Source organism: Brevundimonas sanguinis (genome assembly GCF_029636725.1).
Lineage (GTDB): Bacteria > Pseudomonadota > Alphaproteobacteria > Caulobacterales > Caulobacteraceae > Brevundimonas > Brevundimonas sanguinis.
The window spans coordinates 1,438,779-1,461,068 of sequence record NZ_CP116770.1; the positions used below are offsets into that span (position 1 = coordinate 1,438,779).

Consider the following 22,290-nt stretch of genomic DNA (forward strand, 5'->3'; position numbering starts at 1 on the left):
GCGCTTGCAATCCCCGCGGCATGAGGGCAAACGGGCCTGTAGTCGGCTCGGCGAAGACGGTCAGGACGGCTTTGCGGTCACGCGAAGCGGGGGTAGGGCGTCGCCATAGCGGACGAATGAAATTCACGCCCTTGCAGGCCCGAACTAAGCGGTAACCGACGCCCATGCTTTCACCCCTCTTCGGCATGATTTCTAATGACATCGCGATGGATCTGGGGACGGCCAACACCCTGATCTATATGCGCGGCAAGGGGATCGTCCTGAACGAGCCGTCGGTCGTCGCCCTGCGCAACGTCGGCGGCCGCAAGATCGTCCACGCTGTCGGCCTTGAGGCCAAGCAGATGCTGGGCCGGACGCCTGGCCACATGGAAGCCATCCGCCCGATGCGCGACGGCGTCATCGCCGACTTCGAAGTCGCCGAAGAGATGATCAAGCACTTCATCCGCAAGGTTCACAACCGCAAGGGTTTCGTGAATCCCAAGATGATCGTCTGCGTTCCCTCGGGCGCCACGGCGGTTGAGCGCCGCGCTATTCACGACAGCTGCCTGAACGCTTCGGCGCGCCGCGTCGGCCTGCTGCCCGAGCCGATGGCCGCCGCGATCGGCGCTGGCCTGCCGATCCACGAGCCGACCGGCTCGATGGTCGTCGACATCGGCGGCGGCACGACCGAAGTGGCCGTGCTGTCGCTGTCGGGCGTGGTCTATTCGCGCTCGGTGCGCGTCGGCGGCGACATGATGGACGACGCCATCATCGCCTATATGCGCCGCAACCATAACCTGCTGATCGGCGAGACGACCGCCGAGCGCATCAAGAAGGACATCGGCACCGCCCGCGTCCCGGCCGACGGCGAAGGCCTGTCGATCGAGGTTAAGGGCCGCGACCTGATGCAGGGCGTGCCGCGCGAAGTGAAGATGAGCGAGCGCCAGGCGGCGGAAGCCCTGGCCGAGCCGGTGGCCCAGATCGTCGAGGCCGTGAAGGTCGCGCTGGAAGCCACGCCGCCGGAGCTGGCAGCCGACATCGCCGACAAGGGCATCATGCTGACGGGCGGCGGCGCGCTGCTGCGCGGTCTGGATACCGAGATCCGCGACCACACGGGCCTGCCGGTCCAGGTGGCGGACGATCCGCTGTCGTGCGTCGCCATCGGCTGCGGCAAGGTGCTGGAGCACCCGTCGTGGATGAAGGGCGTGCTCGAGGCGTCGCTCTAAAGAACAGACTGTCCGGCCCCCGGGGGCGCCGCAGACCTGCAATGGGGCGCATCCCAACGGTCGTTTCACACACACATAGGCGGGCTTCGGCCCGCTTATTCCTAAGCTCTAGCAGGAAGGGCTGGCCGTGGCGTTTCGCGACGGACCATTCGAGAATCTGAAGGTGCCGCTGGCCTGGACGGCGGCGGTCATGGTTGTCGGCGGCATCGTCGCGGCGATCATGCTTCTGCTCGCCGATCGCCCGCCAGCCATTGCGGACGATCTTCAGCCTGCCCAGGCGGGGTTCGACGCCGCCGCTGGAACGACGGGCGGGGTGTTGGCGGCTCCCGTACGGTGGACGGGCGACGCCGTCGGCTTCGTCAAAGGCTATTTCTTCGCCGTCTCCGAGAACCGTCGCCTGCGCCGCGAACTGGCGGAGATGAGCGCATGGCGCGACGACGCCTTGGCTCTCAAGAGCCTGAACGCGCGCTACGAACAACTGCTGGGCCTGCAAACCGAACCGCCGATCGAGATGACGGCCGGGCGGGCGATCACTGATGCGCGCGGCCCCTTCGCCCGCTCGCGCCTGCTGAACGTCGGCGCCGCCAAGGGCGTGCGGGTCGGCAATCCGGTTCTGAGCGAACACGGCCTGGTCGGCCGCATCGTAGGCGCCGCCGCCGGTTACAGCCGCATGGTGCTTCTGACTGACGTCGCCTCGCGCATTCCTGTGATGGTCGAGCGAACGGACGCACGCGCCGTGCTGACCGGCGACGGCAGCCGCAGTCCGCGGCTGGACTATGTGCGAGGGCAAGGCGCGGTGCAGGACGGCGATCGCATCCTGACCTCGGGCGATGGCGGCGGATTCCCGCGCGGCCTGCCGGTCGGTGTTGTGGCCAAGGGGGTCGACGGGTCGTGGCGGGTCAAGTTGTACAGCGATCGCACCGCCATCGATTATGTGCGGGTCCTCCTGTTCCAGGACTTCGGTCAGTTGGCTGATCAGAACGCGCTGAACGCGCCGCCGCTTTCCGGCCTGAAGACGGCGCCGCCGCCGACCGCCGCCCAGGCCGCCGCCATTCAGGATGTAGCCACGCGCCGCGCCGCCGCCGCCCAGGCCGTCGCTGAGCGCGTGCGCGCCGCCAACGCTGCGCCGCCGCCGGTTGCGGACGCCCCGCCGCTCCCAGCCGCGACCCAGCCTGCCGCACCGGCGGCTGGAACGCCCGACGGAGGCCGCGAGTGAGACGGACGATCACCGTGCGGATGGTCGGTCCGATGCAGTGGATCGGCTACCCGGCGCTGATCGCCGCAGCCGCGACCATTCTGTTCGCCATTCCGCTGCGCCTGTTCGGCCTGACCTTGCCTGAGCCGGTCTGGCCGATGGTGCTGGCCTTCGCCTGGCCGCTGATCCGGCCGTCCATGCTGGCGCCGGTCGTGCTGTTCGGCCTTGGCCTGTTCCTGGACTTCTTCTGGGGCGGCAAGGCGGGGATGTGGGCGCTTAGCCTGCTGTTGATCTACGGCGCCATCCTGCTGACGGCGAAATATCTGGCGGGGCAGGCGACCATCGTCCTGTTCGCCCTGTATGTCGCCTCGACGGGCCTGGCGTTTGCAGTCGCCTATTTCGTGACGCTGGGCAGCCTTGGGAATGCCCCCAACCTGCTGGCTATCATGGGGCAGATGATCCCGACGCTGCTGCTCTTTCCCCTGGCCAACTGGCTGATCGAGCGTTTCGACGACGCGGACGTGCGATTCCGATGAGCAGCGAACCGCATATCTTCTTTTCCGATGTGAACGAGCGGCAGGGCTCCTTCCTGCGGCGCACCATGCTGATGGGCGGGGCGACGGCGCTCGGCGGTCTGGCCCTGGTCGGGCGGCTGGCGCACCTGCAACTGTTCAAGTCCGAAGAGTTCGCCACCCTGGCGACGCGCAACCAGTTCAACTTCCGTCAGGTGCCGCCCCCGCGCGGCCTGATCAAGGATCGCAACGGCGTCGTCATCGCCGGCAACCGGCCCAGCTTCCGCGTGCTGGTCGTGCGCGACGAGACCAAGGACCTGGACCAGACGCTGGACCTGCTGGGCCAACTGCTGCCGGACACGCTGGAGCGGCGCCGCACCATCATTCGCGAGGTCAACGCCGCGCCGCGCTTCTCGCCGGTTCCGGTCAAGAGCGACCTGACCTGGGAAGAGTTCTCCAAGGTCAATCTGCACGCGGCCGAGCTGCCCGGCGTCATGGCTGACATGAACGAGGCCCGCTACTATCCGCACGGCGGCGCCTACGCCCATGTGGTCGGCTATGTGGCCAAGGTGTCGGATCGCGACGTTCAGGCGCTGCGCGACAAGGGCGAACAACCGCCCGCCATCCTGTTCAATCCGGGGTTTAGGATCGGCCGCCAAGGCCTTGAACGCTCGCTGGATCTGGACTTGCGCGGCGTCGAGGGCGGCAAGCGCGTCGAGGTCAATGCGCGCGGCCGCGTCGTAGCCGAGGACATCGCCGGATCGCGTCCGGCGGTGCAGGGCTCAGAGGTCGTTCTGACGCTGGACAACGACGTCCAGCAGCGGGCGCTCGAAGTCTTCGGCGAAGAAGCCGGAAGCATGGTGGTCATGGATGTGCGCAACGGCGACATCCTGGCGATGGTATCGTCGCCGTCGTTCGATCCGAACCTCTTCGTGTCGGGGGTGCCGTCCAAGATCTATCGCGCCCTGGCCGACTATGAGCGCCGCCCCCTGCTGGACAAGGCGCTGAGCGGGACCTTCGCGCCGGGCTCGACGTTCAAGCCGGTCGTGGGGCTGGCGGCGATGAAGCGCGGGCTGGACCCGTCGCGGCGCATCTTCTGCGGCGGCAGCTTCTATCTGGGGCGGCGGTTCGCCTGTCTGGGGCGACACGGCGCGCTGGATTTGCGCGGGGCCATCAAGGCGTCGTGCAACGTCTACTTCATGACCCTGGCCACCGAGATGGGGCCGGACGCCATCGCCGAGACGGCGCGGGATCTGGGTTTTGGGCAGACGTTCGATATCGGCATCGGCGGCCAGAAGGCCGGGCTGGTGCCGGACCGCGAGTGGCGCCGCAAGAATCCGGTGCGCGGCGATACGAAATGGTATCCGGGCGAGAACCCCAGCTATGGCATCGGCCAGGGCGCGCTGACGGTGAACGCCCTGCAACTGGCGGTCTATACGGCGCGGGTGGCCAATGGACGCAAGGCGGTGACGCCGCGCCTGATCAAGTCGATCGGCGGGGTGGAGCAGGGCGGCAGCGCCTTCGCCGATCTGCCCTATACGCCCGAGATGCTGCAGGTGTTGCGCGACGGCATGGAGGCGGTGACCGCCGCCGGGGGCACGGGCTTCCGCAACAGCCAGCTGGGGTTGGGCACGGTCAAGATGGCGGGCAAGACCGGCACGGCCCAGGCGCGCAACTATGGCTCCGGGTCGCGCAAGGGGGCGGGGCGTCCGTGGGACCAGAAGGACCACAACCTGTTCGTCGCCTATGCGCCGACCGACAACCCGCGCTACGCCGTCTCGGTTATCGTCCAGCATGGCGGTCTGGGCGGGGGCACGGCCGGGGCGCCGCGCGCGCGTGAAGCGATGAAGGTGGCCCTGCTCAAGGACCCCGAAATCCGCGCCCGCATCGAATCGGCCGGTTTCGAGGCTCAGGAGGACGCCGGAGTCCGCGAAGCGGAGGCCAGAGGCGAGCCCATCGACAACGGCGATGCCGACCCGGGCGCCGCCGTCGCCCCGCCGCCGTTGACGGAGCCCGGACAATGACCGCTTCCGCCCTGACCCGCCCCGGCGAACGCGATCGCCTGTCCACCAAGTTCGCAGAGCTGGACTGGCGCATCATCGGCCTGCTGTGCATCCTCGCCGGGATCGGCACGGCCATGCTTTATTCCATTGCGGGGGGCCACTGGCAGCCGTGGGCGGCCAAGCATCTGATCCGCTTCGGGGTCTTGCTGGCCGGCATGCTCGCATTGGCCATGGTTCACCCGAAGTGGTGGTTCCACGCGGCCTATCCCGTCTATGGCGTCCTGCTGTTCATGGTGATGCTGGTTGAGTTCACCCCGCTGGGGTACGTGGCGGGCGGCGCCAAGAATTGGCTGCACCTGGGCTTCATCCGCATTCAGCCTGCCGAGTTCGTCAAGATCGGCCTCGTGCTGGCCCTGGCGCGCTGGTACCACGGACATTCGGCTCAGGACGCGCGCTGGTCGTGGAAGCTGTTGTTTCCGGCCGGGATTATCGGTGTTCCCTTCATTTTGGTGGCCAAGCAGCCGGACCTCGGCTCGGCCATGATCATCGGCCTGACCGGGGCGGTGATGATGTTCATGGCTGGGTTGAGCTGGCGCGTGATCGGCGCTGCGGTCGCCGCCGCCGTGGCCGTGATCCCGCCCTTCGTCATGTTCGGCATGCACGACTATCAGCGCAACCGGGTCCTGACCTTCCTGAACCCTGAAGCCGACCCCTCGGGCACGGGCTACAACATCATCCAGTCCAAGATCGCCCTGGGTTCGGGCGGATTGATGGGCAAGGGTTATGGCCTGGGCAGTCAGAGCCAGCTTGAATTCTTGCCGGAACGCCACACGGACTTCATCTTCTCGACGGTGTCGGAAGAGTTCGGATTCATCGGCTCGTTCACCGTGCTGGCCTGCTATGTGGCGCTGATCCTGATTTCGTTGCGGATCGCGGCGCTGTCGCACAGCCATTTCGGTCGTCTGAGCGCGGCGGGCATGACGGCCTTCGTGGCCCTGTTCATGCTCATCAACGGGGCGATGGTGATGGGGCTGGCGCCGGTCGTCGGCGTGCCTATGCCGATGCTGTCCTATGGGGGATCGTCGATGATGACGGTGATGGTCGGCTTCGGCCTGATCCTGTCGACGCGCGTGCACCGCTATGTCGAACTGCCGAAGGGGCAGGGGCTGTTCTGATCGCCCGGCCGCGTTAGGCTGAGCAGATGACTGAACAGACGCCTGACAAACCAGCCGCCGCCGACGCCCCCAAGGCCGATCCCGCCATTTTCTCGGACTGCGGCGACACGCCCTGTCCGCAGCCCGTGCTGACGGATCCTCAGAACGAGGCGGCCGCCCTGGCTGAGGGCGTGCGGATGCGGGATAATCCGGCGGAATGGGCCTTTGTCCGCCTGTCCAAGCTGATCGAGGAATTCGAGGCCAATCTCGACAAGGACGAGGAGATCGGCGCGCGCGTGGTCGGCCTGCCGGGCGACGGGACGATGCAGATCGTGGACGTCGGCTTCTGGGGGCCGGACCTGATCATGTTTTTCGGCCGCAACGCCGACGGCAAGCCAGTGCGCCTGATCCAGCACTATAGCCAGATCAATGTGGTTCTGAGCGCGGTGAAGAAGCCGGAGGAGCGCGAGGCGCGCCGCATCGGCTTCCAGCTCAACGAGATGGTGCAGAAGACCAGCCCGAAACCGGCGGGCTGATCGTGTCGCGCGACGCAGCCGCCCTTCGGGCTTAAAGGGCCGCCGCCCAGTCGGTGGCGCGGATCAGGCTGTCGATGATGCCGGGTTCGGACGAGGCGTGGCCGGCGTCGCCGATGATGTCCAGCTTGGCCTCGGGCCAGGCGCGGTGGAGGGACCAGGCGCCCGAGATCGGCGTCACCACGTCAAAGCGCCCCTGCGCAATCCAGCAGGGGATGTGGCGGATGGTCCCGATGTTTTCGAGGATCCAGTTCTCGCTGTCCATGAAGCCGCCATTGGTGAAATACCAGTTCTCGATCCGGGCGAAGGCGACGGCGAACTCGGGATCGGCGAACTTGTCGGGCTTGCCCGAGGGGCCCTGGATGCTGACGGTCTCGCCTTCCCAGGTGGCCCACGCGACGGCGCAGCGGTTCCGCTCCTCAATGTCGTCGCCGGTCAGACGCTTGTAATAGGCGGCCATCAGGTCGCCGCGCTCAGCCTCGGGGATCGGGGCCAGGAAGCGTTCCCAGGCGTCCGGGAAGATCATCGAGGCGCCGTCCTGATAGAACCAGTGCAGTTCCTTCTTGGTCAGCAGGAAAATGCCGCGCAGCACCAGCGCCAGACAGCGATCCGGGTGTTTGATGGCGTAGGTCATCGACAGGGTCGATCCCCACGACCCGCCGAACACGACCCATTTGTCGATGCCCAGCTTCTCGCGCAGGCGCTCGATATCGGCGACCAGGTCCCAGGTGGTGTTGTTTTCCAGCGAGGCGTTGGGCCGCGACAGGCCGCAGCCGCGCTGGTCGAACATGACGATGCGGTATTTGGCCGGGTCGAAATAGCGACGCATTCCCGGATTGACCGCCCCGCCGGGGCCGCCGTGCAGGACAATGACCGGCACGCCGTGCGGATTGCCGCTTTCCTCGTAGTAGATCTCGTGGACGCTGTCGGTCGGCATCCAGCCCGAGGCGTAGGCTTCGATCTCGGGGTAGAGGTCACGGCGGGACGTGTCGTTCACGGAAAACATGCTGGGACCCTGTTCTGCTTGTAACTAGGCGTTGTTGGGTGCGGACTTGAGGGCGGCGGCGACCACCAGGCACCAGCCCGCGATCATCATGACGCCGCCGATCGGGGCGACGGCCCCCATGACGGGCAGGCTGAGCAGTCCGATCATGGCCAGGGCGAGACAGAAGATCAGCCCCCCGGCGCTCGCCAGCCACCCAGCGAGACGCGCCAGCCGCCCGCCGCCCCTCCACAACGCCAGCGCCACCGCCAGGACCGCATGGACCATCTGATACTGGCCCCCCGTGGTCAGCAGGGTTTTGACGGCGGGCGCCGCGCCATGGGCTGCGAAGGCGCCCAGCGCCACAGCCATGGCGCCGTTGAACCCGGCGAAGACGAGGAGGTTGCGGTCGGGACTCATCACTTATGTCTAGACCACAAAATGGGGGAAGTCTGCTATGGCGCGCCATGACGTCCGCCCCGCGCCTGGCCTTGCAATACATCCTCCTGTTCGGCGCCAGCGGCGTGACGCTGCCGTTCGCCGGACTGTGGTTTCGCAGCCAGGGACTGAGCGGAGCGCAGATCGGGGTCTTGTTGGCCATTCCCATGCTGGCTCGCGCGCTGACGGGGCCGTTGATCGCCGTCTGGGCCGACGGTTTTAGGCGCCGGCGCACCCCGATCGCCCTGCTGGGGCTGGCGATGGCGGTGGGTTACGGCGGGGCGGGGCTGGTGCAGGGGATCATCCCGTGGGCCGTCTTCTGGCTGATCGGGGCGACCGCTGCGGCCGCGTTGATCCCGCTCAGCGACGTGCTCACCCTTAAGGTCGCGGGACGAGAGGGCTTTGCATTCTCCCTGCCGCGCGGGTGCGGCTCGGCGGCCTTCGTCGTGGCCAATGTCGCTATGGGCTGGCTGCTGACGCGGATGTCGGCGGATGTGGTGATCGTTTGGGCTGTGGCGGCGTCGTTGCTGATCGCCGTGGCGGCGTGGCGCATCCTGCCCGATGAACGGGTGGGCCAAGACGGGCCGCTGTCGGGGTTCGAGCGGTTTCGCGGATTGGGGCGTCTGGCGGCGGACCCGGTGTTCATGACCGCCATCTTCGCCGTGGGGGCGGTGCAGGCGGCGCACGCCTTCTATTACGGCTTCTCCGCCATCCTGTGGCGGGCGCAGGGCGTGGCCGAGAGCATGACAGGCCTGCTGTGGGCCTTTTCCGTCCTGGTCGAGATCGGCTTCATGTGGGTGGTCGAGCCGTGGCGCCGCAGGCGGGGAATCGGGCCCTGGTTCATTCTGGCGCTGGGCGCGGGGGCGGCGGTGCTGCGCTGGTCTGTCATGGCCTTTGCGCCCCCGCTGTGGCTGCTGTGGCCGTTGCAGACGCTCCACGCCCTGACGTTTGCGGCCACCTATCTGGCGGGCGTGCAGATCGTCGAGCGCCTGTGTCCGCCCGATAGCCATACGGCGGCGCAGACTCTGAGCTCGGCCCTGTCGGCGGGGGTGCTGATCGGTCTGGCGACCCTGGCCAGCGGGCCGCTGTACGACGCCTTTGGTTCGCGCGCCTATCTCAGCATGGCCGGACTGGCGCTGGTCGGCGGAGTGACGGGACTGCTGTTGGCGCGACGGTTGGGCGGCTCAGGCCGCGCTTGAGCGGGGCAGGGGCGTGAGGTGACGCGCCATCGCCGAGGCGACGGCCTTGATAGCGGTGCGCATGGCCTCTTCTGTCGCGCCGTCGGGCGCGCGCAGCAGGCCGATGGAGGGCGAGTTCAGGCTGTCCGGCAGGTCGGCGAGGGAGCGGTAAAGAATGTAGCTGCCCGCGTCCTCTTCAGCGTCGGAGGCGGCGATGGCCGGCAGCCCGGTAGCCGTCAGATCGCGCAGCATCTCGGCCACGGGCGCGGTGACGCGCGCCACGCCTGGGCCGGTCTCATCCAGTCGGCCAGAGCCCTCCAGACGCCGGTTCTCGGCCCGCATCTGCAGGCGGAAAGGCCCGGGATGGCTGGTGCGGCCGATCAGCAGCAGGCCGGCGCAGTCCTGGTCTTTCAGCGCGACGATCAGACGGTCGGCCAGGGCTTGGGCGTCCCTGTCGCCGGGGATCGGCTGGGTGCGGGCGCCCGGCGGGCTCCAAGGCTCGCCGGACAGGTCCTCGACCAGATCCCAGGTGGGGTAATCCGGATTCCACACGCAGATGGCGAGGGCGGGGCGTCGATCAGGACGGGCGCGGGAATCCGTGTCCACCAAGGGGCGTGGCTCCTGTACGTCGGGATGGCGCTAGGTCCGGCGAGCGTGCCGGTAAAATCGTTGTGAGGTCAAGCCTGAGCTGTTTTCTCAGCTCAAGTCGCCGACGGCGGCGTCCAGCAGCATGAAGGCGCGGCCTTCGTCCGTGGCCAGCCGGGCCTGAATGTCATGGGCGTCGCCGCGCTCGGCCTGGAGCTTTAGGCCATGGGCGAACGCACGGACATAGGCTTCGGCGTCGGCGCGCAAGCCGTCGTCGCTCAGCACGCGGCGCGAGACGCTGCGGACGGCGGCGGGGGCCACCCGGCGGACGATCTGGCGCGCGCGCGCGGGATCGCGGGCGGCGAACGCCTGGGCCGTCTCCTCGATGCGGGGCCGCGGCAACAGGGCGTTGGGGTCCACGCCCATGCGCCGGATGGCGTCGGTGATGCGCGAAGCCAGGGCGTCGATCTCGTCGGGCGAGCCGATCGGCGCCGGGCTGGTCGCCGCCAGCGCCGGGCCGCTTGCGGTCAGGTCGCTCCAGTCCAGATCGGCGGCGGGCGCGTCCCGGAGGGGCGGCGCTGCGGGCGTCGTATCCCGGGGCGGCTGCGCGGTCCGGACGGGCGGCGCGGCCGGGATCGCTTCGATGTCTCTTTCAGGCGCGGCTTGGGGGCGCAGGCGACCGCGCAGGCCGTCCTGCGGTTGCTCAGGGGACCGCTCGGACATGGCCGCTTGGCTCAAGGGGCGGCGTCGGCCGCCTTCGCCGGATACGGCGCCCATCAGGCGCACGGCCTCGGTCAGCATGTCGTAGTTGCGACGCACGCGCTCCTGGAAGCCGCTTTCCAACGCCTCTGTGTCTTCGGCCGCCTTGCGCGAGGCGGCGCTCAGGGCGGTGAGGCCGTTCTCGACGGCGGCCCGAACCGATTCCACGCGGCTTTGCGCCTCCAGCGGCAGGCGGCTGGCGCGCTCGTCCATGTCGGCCACGGCCTGTTCGACCTGGCTCAGGGCCTCTGTAACGCGGGTCAGGGTGGCCTGAAGGCTATCGATCAGGCGCTCGCCCGTCTGGTCCACCATTTCAGCGGTCTGGCCGATGATGCGGCGTGCGCCCTCGATGCGCGCCTCGGCGGCGGCGTCGGCCTGCTGGGCGGCGTCAAACAGGGATTCGCCCAGGCGGTCGGCGCGGATCTGCGCCTGCTCGATGGCTTTCTCGGCCGCCTGACGCTGGGCGTCGGCCGTGGCCTGAAGCGCCTCAAGCGCGCGGCGCGTCTCTTCGACCAGCAGGTCGCGGGAGTCGGCGGACAGCGCCTCGAACCGGTCTAGGGCGAGTTTGGTGGCGTGGTCGAAGCTGTCGGCCTCGCGCTGGGACATCTGCACCAGGGCCTGGAACTGATCGACCACGGCCTCGACCTGGGCCTTGATGGCGTTGGCGGCCTCTTCGCCCTTCAGGTTCAGGTCGTCGGCGGCGGTGCGGGTCTGGGACAGGTGATCCAGAAGCTGGGCGCGCTGGCTCTCCACCTGGGCCGAGAAGTCTTCCTGATCGGTGCGCAGAGCGTAGGCCGCGGTGACCAGGGCGGCGCGCTGCTGTCCCAGGCCTTCCTCGACCGACTGAATCTGCTCGGCGACGCCCGTACCGGCGGTCTCAAGCCGGATAGTCTGGCGGGCCAGGTCGTCAGCGGCGGCGCGGGCGGCGTCCTGCGCCTCGCTGGCGGCGGCGGCCAGGTCGGCGGCGCGGGCGGCCAGGGCGGCTTCGGCCTCACGCAGCTGCGTCTGAGCCAGGTCTGAGGCGTCGGCCACCATGCGCGACTGGCGTTCGACCGTTTCGACCACCTTTGAGGCCTGCGTTTCCAGACGGCCGCTGAGGCCGTGCATCTGCTCCCGCTCGGCCGACATTTTTTCGGTCAGTTGGCGGGCCGTGCCGCCGGCGCGTTCGGCCGCCTCGTTCAGCAGGGCGGTTTCCTTGGCCAAGGCCTCGCGCAGCAGGGCCATGTCGTTGCGCGCGCGTTCGGCAGCCTGGGCGGCCAGCTCGATATCGCCGCGCAGACCGGTCAGCACCTGGCCGGCTTCGTTGGCGGCCAGGGCCGTCGGCGCGACCAGGGCGTTCGCCATCTCGCGGGCGCGCTGGGTCTCCTGGGCCAGACCGACGCCCTGACGCACGGCGTGGGCCAGCAGGATAGACAGGCCGACCGGCGCTAACAGGATCAGTGCGTAGACCGCCAGGCGCAGCGGATCCAGCTCCATCATGCCGGAGCCGAGTTCATAGGCGAACCAGGACGCCAGTCCGCCGACCCACAGGGCCGAGGCCAGGCCGGCGATCAGATAGGCGTGATTGCCGCCGCTTTTGGCCGGTTTGCTGCGAGGGGCCGCTGGCACGGTGAGGGGCGTTGATTCGACGGTGGCGGGCGGCGCGTCGGCGGACTCGCCGAGGATGGCCAGGGTGCGCGCCGCTTTTTCCGCCTCAGCGGCGCGCTGTTCGGCGATCGCTTGCTGCTCGGCCAGGCGACGCCGCTGACGTTCGGACATCGGGCGTGGAGGGGCCGCCGCATGCTGAGGTATCGCCTCGGGTGCGACCGCATCGGCCAGCGAGTCGGGCGTGACGGCGGAAGCCTCGTCCTCGAGGGCGGGCTCGGGGTCGGTCAGGTTGAGCGGCGGCCGAGGGCGGGATTTCATGGGCGTCGATCTCGATTACTGGTCGCCTGGAGACGCGGGCGAGGTCGTGTGCGGAGCGACCCTAACGACTGTAACGAGAAGCGAAAAGGCTGGAGGGCGTATTATCCGGTCTGAAGCAGCGGCTTCACTGAGCCTAAGCTGTGGATCAGCAGGAGGCCGGGGCGTTGACCTGAATGTGGGTGGACGGGGCGTCGCCGCACTTCTTTTCGACCCGGTGGATCTCGCCGTCCGACTTCTTCGTCGGGCTGAGATCGACGCCGAACTGCGACAGCGCGACTGCGGCGAGCAGTGCGATGAGGCCGATCACCATTTCGATCAGAGCTTGCATAGCGGCCATAATGACAGATCACGGTTCCGGCGACAATGCGGCGAAGTGAAGGAGCGTCGCCATTGACCGTGCTGATGCGAAAATGGAACGATCTGCGGCCGCTCGACCTCTGCTGTAGAGGCCGCGCATCAAGCCGTCACGCGAATCGGCCATCGGAGGGTCATGGGGCCAGATCGTTCTTATGAAGCCAGTCTGATCGAGCCAGGTCCGGGCGTGTGGCGGTCTGCGCCTGCGCATCGTTTCGCGCCGCTGATGGAGAACAAGGCCTATTTCGACGCTTTGTCCTCGGCGCTGCACAAGGCGAAACGGTCGATCCTGATTCTGGGCTGGCAGTTCGATCCCCGCACGCGGCTCGATCCGGAGGGGCCGCTGACCGACCGCCGGGCCGAGATCGGTCATCAGTTAAAGGCCCTGGTGCGGCAAAAACCGGACCTGGACGTACGCCTGCTGATCTGGCGCTCGCCCCTGCTGATCGCCGCGTCGCAGGGCTTCTATCCGCACAAGGCCCAGAGGTGGTTCCGCCGCCGGATCGTGGAGTTCCGGCTCGACGGTCCTGGCATCCTGGGCGCCTGCCATCATCAGAAGGTGGTGGTGATCGACAATCAGATCGCCTTCTGCGGGGGCGGCGACATCTCGACCGATCGCTGGGACACCGAGGAGCATTTCTCGGGCGATCCGCGCCGGTGCGAGCCGACCGGCGTCATTCCGGCCCCGAGGCATGAGGTGATGTGCGTGCTGGACGGACCGGCGGCGCAGAACCTGGGCGACCTGGCGCGAGAACGCTGGCGGCGGGCGACGGGCGAGGTGCTGGAAATCTCCCCGCCGCGCGACGGCGACGCCTGGCCCGATGGCGTCGAGCCGACGCTACTTGATGTTCCGGTCGCCATATCCCGCACGGAACCGCAGGTCCGGGGCCGATCTGAGGTGCGCGAGAACGAGGCCCTGCACCTGCAGGCCATCCGGCAAGCGCGGTCGCTGATCTATATGGAGAACCAGTATTTCACCTCGCCCCTGCTGGCGGCGGCGCTGGCCGAACGTCTGGCCGAGCCGGACGGCCCTGAGGTGGTGCTGGTCTCCACCGGGCGCAGCCCTAGCTGGTTCGACGGCCTGACGATGGATACGGCGCGGGCCGAGGTGCTGTATCGCCTGGAGCAGGCGGACCGTCACGACCGCTTCACCGCCTTTTACCCCGTGACCGACGAGGGCGAGCGGATCATCGTCCACGCCAAGATGACCATCATCGACGACAAGCTGCTGCGGATCGGCTCCAGCAACCTGAACAATCGCTCGATGGGGCTGGACACGGAATGCGATGTAGCCGTCGAAGCGCAGACGGATCAGCAGCGCGATGTGATCCGGCGCTTTCGCCGCCGCTCGCTGGGCCATTTCATCGGCGTCTCGGGCGAGGCCTTCGCCGAGGCGGAAACACTGCTGGGCTCGGTCGGCAAGGCGATCCAGACCTTTGGCCAGGAGCGGATGAAGCCGCTGGGCGCCGCTGAGCCGACGCGCGTAGAGCGGATGTTCGCCGAGTGGCAGTTCGGCGACCCGATGGCGGCGACCGACGCCTGGCGGCCGTGGAAGCGGTTGAACCGCTCGCATCGCACGCGCCCGCAGTCCGAGGGCGGTCAGGCGCCAGGCTGAGGCTCGATCTCGAAGTCGATGACCAGAGGCAGGTGGTCTGACGCCGCTCGCGCCAGAGGCGAGGTCGGGGTGCTGGCGCCCGTCACGCGGATCTCTCGGCTGACGAAGCAGTGGTCGATGCGAATGGCCGGAAAGCTGGACGGGAAGGTTTTGATCGAAGGCCTCAGCCCCAGGCGTCGCTGAGCGTCGTCCAGCCGGCGCGCCAAGGCTTGGTAGGGGCGGGTGATGGAGGTGGCGTTGAAGTCGCCCGTCAGGATGGTCGGCCCCTGACACATCGGATCGCCCAACCAGTCGCGGCCGATCAGGGCGGCGGTTTGAAGCCTCTGCTCGCGGGGAACGAGCCCCAGGTGGGTGTTCAGGATGTTGACGATCACCCCGTCGAAATCGACGGCAGACCACAGGGCGCCGCGCGGCTCCAGCCCCTTGATGCCGCGTAGGGTGGGCAGAGCGGCGGCGCGCACCAGCCGCTCTGGCCTATGAGTCAGGATGGCGTCGCCATAAAGCTCGGCCTCGACCTTCATAGCGGGATGGAATTGCACGCTCATGGCCAGGTGTTGAGCGATGGCGCTGGCCTGATCGACATGGCCTGTGCGGGCGCGCCCGACATCCAGTTCCTGCAGGCAGACGACGTCAGGCTCATACTCGGCGATGACATCGGCGATGCGTTTCACGTCCAGCTTTCGGTCGACGCCGACGCAGCGATGGACGTTGTAGGTCAGAAGTCTCGGCATGAATTCCTTGCCCGCAATCGCAGCGACTGTCGCGGCTCAATGCGGCGGTCGCGAGGCCCTGATAGCCAGACTAGATGACAACCAGTCGGTCGGGGATCTCGTTCTGATCAGCGGGCTTGGGCGGAAAGCGTTCCGCCAGCACCCCGCCGCACAGGTTGATGGCCTGTTCGAAGCCTTCCACCGGGCGGTTGCGGCGCAGGGCGCCGGTCAGGGCGGCGACGGCGTCTGCCCAGACCTCAGGACTGACGCAGGAATGGATGCCTTCGTCCGCCACCACCTCGACCTGGTGATCAGCCAGCGCGGCGAAGATCAGGACCCCGGTGCGCGCCTCGGTGACGTGCAGGCCGTGGGCCAGGAACTGCTGCATGGCGGCGCGGCGAACGCGCGTGCGGCGCAGGGCGGCTGGCGTCAGCAGTCGCCGCACGGCGGGGATCAGCGACAGGAGGAAAACGGCCACGAACACTCCGGCTTGAACCAGTCCATACGCCGCCAGCGCGCGGCCGATCTCTACCGAGGCGGCAGGCGCATGGGCGATCTCCCAGCCCCTGCCGAATGACAGCCAGTCGCCGTTGAAACCCAGCGGGATCAGCCCCAGCGGCAGCAGCAGGGCCGCCGCCGCCGCCCAGCCCAAGCTGATGTCTCGATAGGACGACACCTGCCGCGCCACGACGCAGAAGATCTCGCCAGAGGTGCGCGCTTCGGCCTCGGCGATGGCCTGGGTCACCCGCGCGTGGTCGTCTGTTGTGAACTGCATCACCATCCCCCCGAAGCGCCGCCGCCGCCGAAGCCGCCGCCGCCTCCGCCGAAACCACCGCCGCCAAACCCGCCTCCGCCGCCCCAGCCTCCGCCTCCGCCTCCGCCGCGATCGCGGTCTTTCAGCGCCTCGCTAGCGGCCCAGATGAGGATGGGCGTCAGGCCGTCTCCGCGCCCGCCGCGCCGTTTGCGGCCGCCCGCCGCCGCGCCGATCATGCTGAAGAAGATGAAGGCGAACACCATCAAGATGACGACGGCGGGAATCACGGGCTTGGCGGTCGCCGTCGCCGCGCTCTTGGCCTCTTCCGCTCGCGCCTGCGCCTCGGCCGGGTCGGCGGTCAGCTGGGCGATGATGGAATCGGCGCCAGCGATGATGCCCGCAGCATAGTCGCCCTGGCGGAAGGCGGGCAAGATGTCGTTGCGGATGATGAGCGAGGAATAGGCGTCGGTCAGCACGCCCTCCAGGCCATAGCCGACCTCGATCCGCACCTTGCGCTCGTTCGGCGCGACGATCAGCAGGGCGCCGCCGTCGTTCTCTTTCTGGCCGATGCCCCAGTGACGGCCCAGCTGGTAGCCGAAATCCTCGATTTCCTGATCCTGAAGCGAGGGCAGGGTGACGACGACCAACTGGTCGCCGGTCTGCTGTTCCAGCGTCGCCAGCTTGCCCGTCAGCGCCTGTTCCTGTTGCGGCGTCAAAAGCTGGGCATCGTCGACCACCCGCCCGGTCAGCGTCGGGAACTTGATTTCAGCGGCCAGACTGGCGCTGGGCATGACCGCCAGCCACAGGACGAGGACCAGCATCACCGCAGCGAGCAAGCCGCGCGCGACGCCGGCCCGGCGGGCGAGGGCGGAAGACATCATTTCCAAGCTTACTGCGCCGCCGGGGCGGGCGCGGGCGGCGTCGATCCGGGCGTGGTCGCAGGTGCGCCGCCGCCGGGTTGAGCGCCCAGGTCGAAGTTCACGCTCGGCGCGGACTGGGCCTCGGACGTGGCGGTGAACAGCTGCATGGGCTTGGAGCCGGCGTGCAGGGTCTTGGCCCAGATCACGCTCGGGAAGGTGCGCAGGGTGGTGTTGTAGTCGCGCACGGCCTCATTGTAGTCGCGGCGGGCTACGGAGATGCGGTTCTCGGTGCCTTCCAGCTGAGACTGCAGGGTCAGGAAGTTCTGGTTGGCCTGAAGCTGGGGGTAGGCCTCGACCGTCACCAGCAGCCGCGACAGGGCGCTGGAAAGCTCGCCTTGAGCCTGTTGATATTGCTGGAAGGCGGCGGCGTTATCGAGGTTGGAGGCGTCGATGTTGACGCTGGTGGCCTTGGCGCGGGCCTCGATCACCTGGGTCAGGGTGGTGCGTTCCTGAATGGCCGCGCCCTGAACGGTGGCGACCAGGTTCGGCACCAGATCGGCGCGGCGCTGATACTGGCTCTGGACGTCGGCCCAGGCGGCCTCGGCCCGCTCCTGCTTGGTCGGAATCGTGTTGTAGCCGCAGGCGCCCACGGCGGGGGCAAGGACGACGACAGCGGCGACGGCCGCGATGCGAGGCGAAAATCCAGCCATGAAGAAGCTCCTGCGGGCGGTCCTCATGACCGCTGATCGCTAAAGACTATCGGGGCCGAAAGGCTCCGCTTCAAGGCTGGATTTTTGCAACTTGATCCGCTCATCCCGGCGGACGGGTGAGCGGGAAGAGGGAGCGACCCTCAGCCATTCAAGTCTTCCGCGTCGACCCCCGCCGCGCGACAGGCGGCGGTGTAGGTGTTGGCCAGCAGGCAGGCGATGGTCATGGGGCCGACGCCGCCGGGGACAGGGGTGATGCGTCCGGCGACCTCGACCGCCTCGTTGAAGTCCACGTCGCCCACCACGCGGGTCTTGCCTTCGGCGGCCTTGACCGGATCGCGCGAAGGGACGCGGTTGATGCCCACGTCGATGACGGCGGCGCCCGGCTTGATCCAGTCGCCCTTGATCATTTCGGGGCGGCCGACGGCGGCCACCAGGATGTCGGCGGTGCGGCACAGGGCGGGCAGGTCGCGGGTGCGCGAATGGGCGATGGTGACGGTGCAGCTCTCGCCCAGCAGCAGTTGTGCCATCGGCTTGCCGACAATGTTGGAGCGGCCGACGATGACCGCGTTCAGCCCCGACAGGTCGCCCAACTGATCCTTCAGCAGCATCAGGCTGCCCAGCGGCGTGCAGGGAATCATGCCGGGCAGGCCGACGGCCAGGCGCCCGGCGTTGACGACGTGGAAGCCGTCCACGTCCTTGTCCGGCGAGATGGCGTCCAGCACGGCGGACGAGTCTATGTGTTTGGGCAGCGGCAGTTGCACCAGGATGCCGTGGATGCCCGCATCGGCGTTCAACTGGGCGATCAGGGCCAGCAGTTCGTCCTGAGTCGTTTCGACCGGCAGGCGGTGGGTGTCGGATCGCATTCCGGCCTTCAGCGTCGTTTCGCCCTTATTGCGAACATAAAGCTGGCTGGCGGGGTCTTCGCCGACGATAACGACAGCCAGACCGGGCTTGACGCCGTGGGCGGATTCCAGCCGGGCGGCCGCCGCTGCGACGCGCTCCACCAAGGTCTGTGAGAAGGCCTTGCCGTCGATTAGGGAGGCGCGGGCGGGTTCGACAGCCATGTTCGGCTCCATCGGTCGGGAACTGGAAAGCGTGGGCCGCGATTTACAGGCGCTGCGGTTCGGCGTCTATGATGACGCCAGCAAAGAGGTGTTTATGCGTTACTCCCTGTTCGCCGCGGCCAGCGCTGTCGCTCTCATGGTCGCTGGCGGGGCCAGCGCCCAAACGCCCGCTGACGCCCGGCTGGGAGACGACATCCGGGGGCGGCTGGAAGAGGGAGACGCCCGCACGCGGGGCGGGGACGCCTATCGCTATGACGACTATCGGCTGAATCTGCGCGCGGGACAGCGGCTGGAAGCCGAGATGACGGCGGATGATTTCGACGCCTATCTGGAAATCTACGCCGAAGGCTCGATGCGACAGTCGCTGGCCAGCGACGACGACAGCGCAGGCGATATGAATGCGCGCCTGCGTTTCACCGCGCCGGAGGCGGGGGTCTATATCGTGCGCGCCCGCACCTTCTCGGGGATGGAGACCGGCGATTATCGGCTGTCGTTGAAGGAGCGCGCCGCGCCTCGCCTGCCGCGTCCTGGCCGCGTCGCCATAGGCCGTGACGCCTCTGGCCGCCTGGGCGCCAACATCGCCGAGGATGACGACGGCAATCGCTATGACGCCTACGCCTTCCGGGCCTCGGCGGGCGAGCGGGTGAAAATCGATCTGGAATCAGATGACTTCGACGCCTTGCTGCGCGTCGGCCGCATTGTGAACGGCGCCTTCGTGCAGATGGCCGAGAATGACGACGGCGGGTCCAGCCTGAACGCGCGACTGGTGTTCACGGCGCCGCAGGACGGAGAATATCTGGTCCGCGCCACCTCCTATGACGGCTCGGCGCAGGGGACGTATCGACTGGCGTTGGAACAGGGGCCGCCCGCACCGACCGCTACGTCTGTCGCGGTCGGGGAGGAAACGCGCGGGCGGTTGACGCCGGACAGCGCCAGCAGCGACTCCGGCGCTCCGGCCGATCTCTACCGGTTCAGCGGCCGCGCCGGTCAACGCATCGCGGCCACCATGAAGGCCGATGGGTTCGACACCTTCCTTGAACTGTTCGACGCCAACCACAACAGCCTGGCTAGCGACGACGACAGCGCCGGGGACCTGAACTCTCGCCTGACGAACACCCTGGCCGAGGACGGCGACTATCTGATCGAGGCGCGCGCCTTCTCCAGCGGGGAAGGGCCCTATACGCTCAAGATCGAGGAGATCGCGCCGCCGCCGCCGCCCTCCGCCATCGCCTTCGGCCAGGCGGTCGAGGGCGAACTGACGAGCAGCGACGCCACCGACGACGACGGACGCCTGTATGACGCCTTCGTCTTCAGCGGCACCGAAGGCCAGCGGATCCAGGCTGTCATGCGGTCGGGCGACTTCGACGCCTATCTGCAACTGGGTCAGGACGAGGACGATTTCAGCGAGCTCGCCAGCGACGACGACGGCCTGGGTCAGGGGACGGACGCGCGCCTGATCTTCACGCTGCCTGCGAGCGGCGACTATGTGCTGCGCGCGCGCTCGTGGTCGCGTGAGGCCAAGGGCCTCTACTCGCTGGAACTGACCGATCTGGGCGGCGAGCCTGCGCCGGGCAGCCTGTTGATCGGAGCGACCGTCCGCGGACAGCTGAGCGAGCGCGCCAGCATCACCGAGGAAGGCGTCTATTTCGACGCCTATCGCTTCAAGGCCAAGGCCGACGAGAAACTGCGCTTCACCCTGATCGCCAGCAGCTTTGACGCGGTGGTCGAGGTCGGCGAGGAGAAGGACGGCGACTACTTCGAGCTGGACACGGATGACGACAGCCTGTCCGACACCCACGCCCGCCTGAGCTGGACCGCGCCGCGCGACGGGACCTATGTGCTGCGCGCCCGCAGCTTCAGCCCCAACTCGACCGGCGACTATGTGCTGATCACGGAGCGACAGCCCTGACCGACGCCAGCGACACCGCCGCCTCGGCCCTGATCCTGGGCCGCAAGGATCAGCATCTGGACGTGGTGCTGGCGGGCGGAGGGCGTCACGCTGTCTCGGCGGGGTTCGACGACTGGCGCTTCGTGCACGACGCCCTGCCGGACGTGGATCACGCCCGCATCGATCTGGGCGTCGATTTTCTGGGGCGGCGGCTGAAGGCGCCCCTGCTGATCAGCGCCATGACCGGCGGGCCTGCCAGGGCTGAGGCGATCAACGCCCGCCTGGCCGAAGCGGCCCAGCATCTAGGCATCGCGCTGGCCGTCGGTTCGCAGCGGGCGGCGCTGGAAGGCGGCGCGGCCGGCGGGCTGGACTTCGCGCTCCGGCTCAAGGCGCCGGACACGCCGATCTTGGCCAATATCGGCGCGGCCCAGCTGACGCGCGGCTTCGGCCGGGACGAGGCGCGCCGGGCGCTGGACATGATCGGCGCCGACGCCCTGGTCGTTCACCTGAACCCTCTTCAGGAGGCCTGCCAGCCCGAGGGGGACCGCGACTGGTGGGGCGTGGGCGCGGCGCTTCAGGCCCTGATCCGCGATCTGGACGCGCCGGTCATCGTCAAGGAGACGGGGGCCGGGATCTCCGCCGTTACGGCCGAGCGCCTGATCGCCATGGGGGCGGCGGGCGTGGATGTCGCCGGAGCGGGAGGCGCCAATTGGGGCCTGATCGAAGGCGAACGGGCGACCGATCCCGCAGATAAGGCGCATGCCCTGGCCTTCGCCGGTTGGGGGATACCGACGGCCCGCGCCCTGGCCGAGGCGCGCAACGCCCTGCCGGACGCTCTGCTGATCGGGTCGGGCGGGGTCCGGGACGGGGTGGACGCGGCCAAGGCGATTCGCCTGGGCGCCGACATGGTGGGCATGGCCTCAGGCGTGATTCAGGCCGCGACCGTCTCGACCGAGGCCGTCATTGACCAGTTCCAACTGGTCATAAGGCAGCTGCGTACCGTGTGTTTCTGCGTCAACGCTTCAAATTTAGCGGCGCTGAAACGAGTTTCGTTGCTTCTTGTCGCCTGAGCGGGGCATTTCCGCCCTGTATTTTTGCGTCGCACCCAAGGAGATTCCCATGCGCGCTGTGTTGATGACGTCGGTTCTGGCGTCCTCGCTGATTCTGGCCGGCGCTGCGGCTGCCCAGAGCTCCATCCGGCCGGGGCAGACCGTGAACGGGAACTTCAGCGCCAAGGACGCGCGCATGGACGATGGTTCGCACTATCGCTGCTACGTGATCCAGACCGAAGCCGGTCAGGCCTATACGGTGACTCTGCGCTCGTCCGATTTCGACACCTATCTGATGGCCGGCGCCGGGACCGACTGCGACGAGACCTCGGTGACGAACGACGACGGGCCGGACATGGGCACCGACTCGCAACTGCGCTTCATCTCGAACGGCGGGAACTGGATCATCCGCGCCAACACCCTGAGCGAAGGCGAAACTGGGTCGTTCCGCCTCACTGTGTCGGAAGGCCAGCGCCTGCGTCCGACCACCCAGATCGTGCCGATCTCGGTTGGTGAAAGCCGCCAGGGTCGTCTGGAGTTCAGCGACCGTCAGGCCGACGACGGCTCCTTCTACGACTGCTATGCCCTGAACATCGGCGCCCGGGGCAATGTGTCGATCCGGATGGATTCGGCGCAGTTCGACGCCTACCTGTCGTTGCACGAAGGGCCGCAGTGCGATGGCGAGAGCCTGGCCGCCGACGACGACAGCGGCGGCGGGACCAGCGCCCTGATCACCGAGACCCTGCGCCCCGGTTCCTATTCTTTCCGCGCCAACAGCCTCAGTTCGGCGCAGGAAGGCGACTACACCGTTTCCGTCACCACCATGCGGTGATGCGC

21 protein-coding genes are annotated in these 22,290 nt (G+C 68.1%); 11 read left to right on the forward strand and 10 right to left on the reverse strand.

Going from position 1 to position 22,290, the window contains the following annotated elements; genetic code table 11:
- The first annotated feature begins 164 nt into the window (after nt 1-164).
- The 6 genes from PIB44_RS07290 (at nt 165) to PIB44_RS07315 (ending at nt 6,605) form a co-directional block, all read left to right on the forward strand.
- Nucleotides 165-1,205: a rod shape-determining protein gene (locus PIB44_RS07290; protein WP_003168146.1), complete on the forward strand. Its 1,041-nt coding sequence runs from the start codon at nt 165-167 to the stop codon at nt 1,203-1,205.
- Between the two features lie 127 nt (nt 1,206-1,332).
- Nucleotides 1,333-2,421, forward strand: a complete 1,089-nt coding sequence (gene mreC / locus PIB44_RS07295) for a rod shape-determining protein MreC (RefSeq protein ID WP_278070893.1) — start codon at nt 1,333-1,335, stop codon at nt 2,419-2,421.
- A gap of 20 nt (nt 2,422-2,441) precedes the next feature.
- Complete coding sequence (locus PIB44_RS07300; RefSeq protein WP_029972406.1) at nt 2,442-2,936, forward strand: hypothetical protein; 495 nt, start codon at nt 2,442-2,444, stop codon at nt 2,934-2,936.
- The gene (mrdA, locus tag PIB44_RS07305) at nt 2,933-4,936 is read left to right on the forward strand and encodes a penicillin-binding protein 2 (RefSeq protein WP_253121789.1); all 2,004 of its coding nucleotides are present in this window, start codon (nt 2,933-2,935) and stop codon (nt 4,934-4,936) included. The genes PIB44_RS07300 and mrdA overlap by 4 nt, the downstream gene beginning before the upstream one ends.
- A complete protein-coding gene (gene rodA, locus PIB44_RS07310; protein ID WP_278070894.1) occupies nt 4,933-6,090 on the forward strand; it encodes a rod shape-determining protein RodA in 1,158 nt (385 codons plus the stop codon). Before mrdA ends, rodA begins: the two co-directional genes overlap by 4 nt.
- Nucleotides 6,091-6,116: 26 nt before the next feature.
- Nucleotides 6,117-6,605, forward strand: a complete 489-nt coding sequence (locus PIB44_RS07315; RefSeq protein WP_278070895.1) for a DUF6173 family protein — start codon at nt 6,117-6,119, stop codon at nt 6,603-6,605.
- A 31-nt stretch (nt 6,606-6,636) separates the two neighbouring features.
- Here PIB44_RS07315 and pip read toward each other — a convergent pair whose 3' ends face one another.
- Both pip and PIB44_RS07325 read right to left on the reverse strand, forming a co-directional pair.
- On the reverse strand, nt 6,637-7,608 hold the full coding sequence (pip, locus tag PIB44_RS07320; RefSeq protein WP_278070896.1) for a prolyl aminopeptidase: 972 nt from the start codon (nt 7,606-7,608) through the stop codon (nt 6,637-6,639).
- A 24-nt stretch (nt 7,609-7,632) separates the two neighbouring features.
- Nucleotides 7,633-8,004: a DUF423 domain-containing protein gene (locus PIB44_RS07325; protein WP_025976794.1), complete on the reverse strand. Its 372-nt coding sequence runs from the start codon at nt 8,002-8,004 to the stop codon at nt 7,633-7,635.
- A gap of 47 nt (nt 8,005-8,051) precedes the next feature.
- On the opposite strand from PIB44_RS07325, the gene PIB44_RS07330 reads away from it, so the two are divergent.
- Nucleotides 8,052-9,221, forward strand: coding sequence for an MFS transporter (locus tag PIB44_RS07330; protein ID WP_278070897.1), 1,170 nt, complete (start codon nt 8,052-8,054; stop codon nt 9,219-9,221).
- Here PIB44_RS07330 and PIB44_RS07335 read toward each other — a convergent pair.
- The 3 genes from PIB44_RS07335 to PIB44_RS07345 form a co-directional block, all read right to left on the reverse strand.
- The gene (locus PIB44_RS07335) at nt 9,207-9,806 is read right to left on the reverse strand and encodes a hypothetical protein (RefSeq protein ID WP_278070968.1); all 600 of its coding nucleotides are present in this window, start codon (nt 9,804-9,806) and stop codon (nt 9,207-9,209) included. The genes PIB44_RS07330 and PIB44_RS07335 overlap by 15 nt on opposite strands.
- A gap of 90 nt (nt 9,807-9,896) precedes the next feature.
- Complete coding sequence (locus tag PIB44_RS07340) at nt 9,897-12,449, reverse strand: tipN (protein ID WP_278070898.1); 2,553 nt, start codon at nt 12,447-12,449, stop codon at nt 9,897-9,899.
- Between the two features lie 145 nt (nt 12,450-12,594).
- Entirely contained in the window at nt 12,595-12,786 is a 192-nt protein-coding gene (locus tag PIB44_RS07345; RefSeq protein WP_029972408.1) for a hypothetical protein, read from the reverse strand.
- A 153-nt stretch (nt 12,787-12,939) separates the two neighbouring features.
- Between PIB44_RS07345 and PIB44_RS07350 the strand changes: the two genes are divergently transcribed.
- Complete coding sequence (locus PIB44_RS07350; protein ID WP_278070899.1) at nt 12,940-14,418, forward strand: phospholipase D-like domain-containing protein; 1,479 nt, start codon at nt 12,940-12,942, stop codon at nt 14,416-14,418.
- Here the strand turns inward: PIB44_RS07350 and PIB44_RS07355 are convergent.
- From PIB44_RS07355 to folD, 5 genes are all read right to left on the reverse strand, one after another.
- Nucleotides 14,403-15,149, reverse strand: coding sequence for an endonuclease/exonuclease/phosphatase family protein (locus tag PIB44_RS07355; RefSeq protein WP_278070900.1), 747 nt, complete (start codon nt 15,147-15,149; stop codon nt 14,403-14,405). The two genes, PIB44_RS07350 and PIB44_RS07355, sit on opposite strands and share 16 nt — an antisense overlap.
- Before the next feature lie 70 nt (nt 15,150-15,219).
- A complete protein-coding gene (locus PIB44_RS07360; RefSeq protein ID WP_318035487.1) occupies nt 15,220-15,903 on the reverse strand; it encodes a TPM domain-containing protein in 684 nt (227 codons plus the stop codon).
- Nucleotides 15,903-16,763, reverse strand: a complete 861-nt coding sequence (locus PIB44_RS07365) for a TPM domain-containing protein (protein ID WP_278070902.1) — start codon at nt 16,761-16,763, stop codon at nt 15,903-15,905. The genes PIB44_RS07360 and PIB44_RS07365 overlap by 1 nt, the downstream gene beginning before the upstream one ends.
- Before the next feature lie 8 nt (nt 16,764-16,771).
- A complete protein-coding gene (locus PIB44_RS07370; RefSeq protein ID WP_253121763.1) occupies nt 16,772-17,452 on the reverse strand; it encodes a LemA family protein in 681 nt (226 codons plus the stop codon).
- Nucleotides 17,453-17,592: 140 nt separating this feature from the next.
- Nucleotides 17,593-18,516, reverse strand: coding sequence for a bifunctional methylenetetrahydrofolate dehydrogenase/methenyltetrahydrofolate cyclohydrolase FolD (gene folD, locus PIB44_RS07375; RefSeq protein ID WP_278070903.1), 924 nt, complete (start codon nt 18,514-18,516; stop codon nt 17,593-17,595).
- Between folD and PIB44_RS07380 the strand changes: the two genes are divergently transcribed.
- The 3 genes from PIB44_RS07380 to PIB44_RS07390 all read left to right on the forward strand — a co-directional run bounded on the left by PIB44_RS07380 (nt 18,476) and on the right by PIB44_RS07390 (nt 22,285).
- A complete protein-coding gene (locus PIB44_RS07380; protein WP_278070904.1) occupies nt 18,476-20,425 on the forward strand; it encodes a PPC domain-containing protein in 1,950 nt (649 codons plus the stop codon). The genes folD and PIB44_RS07380 overlap by 41 nt on opposite strands.
- Nucleotides 20,426-20,487: 62 nt before the next feature.
- A complete protein-coding gene (gene fni / locus PIB44_RS07385) occupies nt 20,488-21,474 on the forward strand; it encodes a type 2 isopentenyl-diphosphate Delta-isomerase (RefSeq protein WP_278070905.1) in 987 nt (328 codons plus the stop codon).
- Between the two features lie 49 nt (nt 21,475-21,523).
- Nucleotides 21,524-22,285 carry a peptidase gene (locus PIB44_RS07390; RefSeq protein WP_253121747.1) on the forward strand — a complete coding sequence of 254 codons (762 nt, stop codon included), beginning with the start codon at nt 21,524-21,526 and terminating at the stop codon, nt 22,283-22,285.
- Nucleotides 22,286-22,290: the final 5 nt, after the last annotated feature.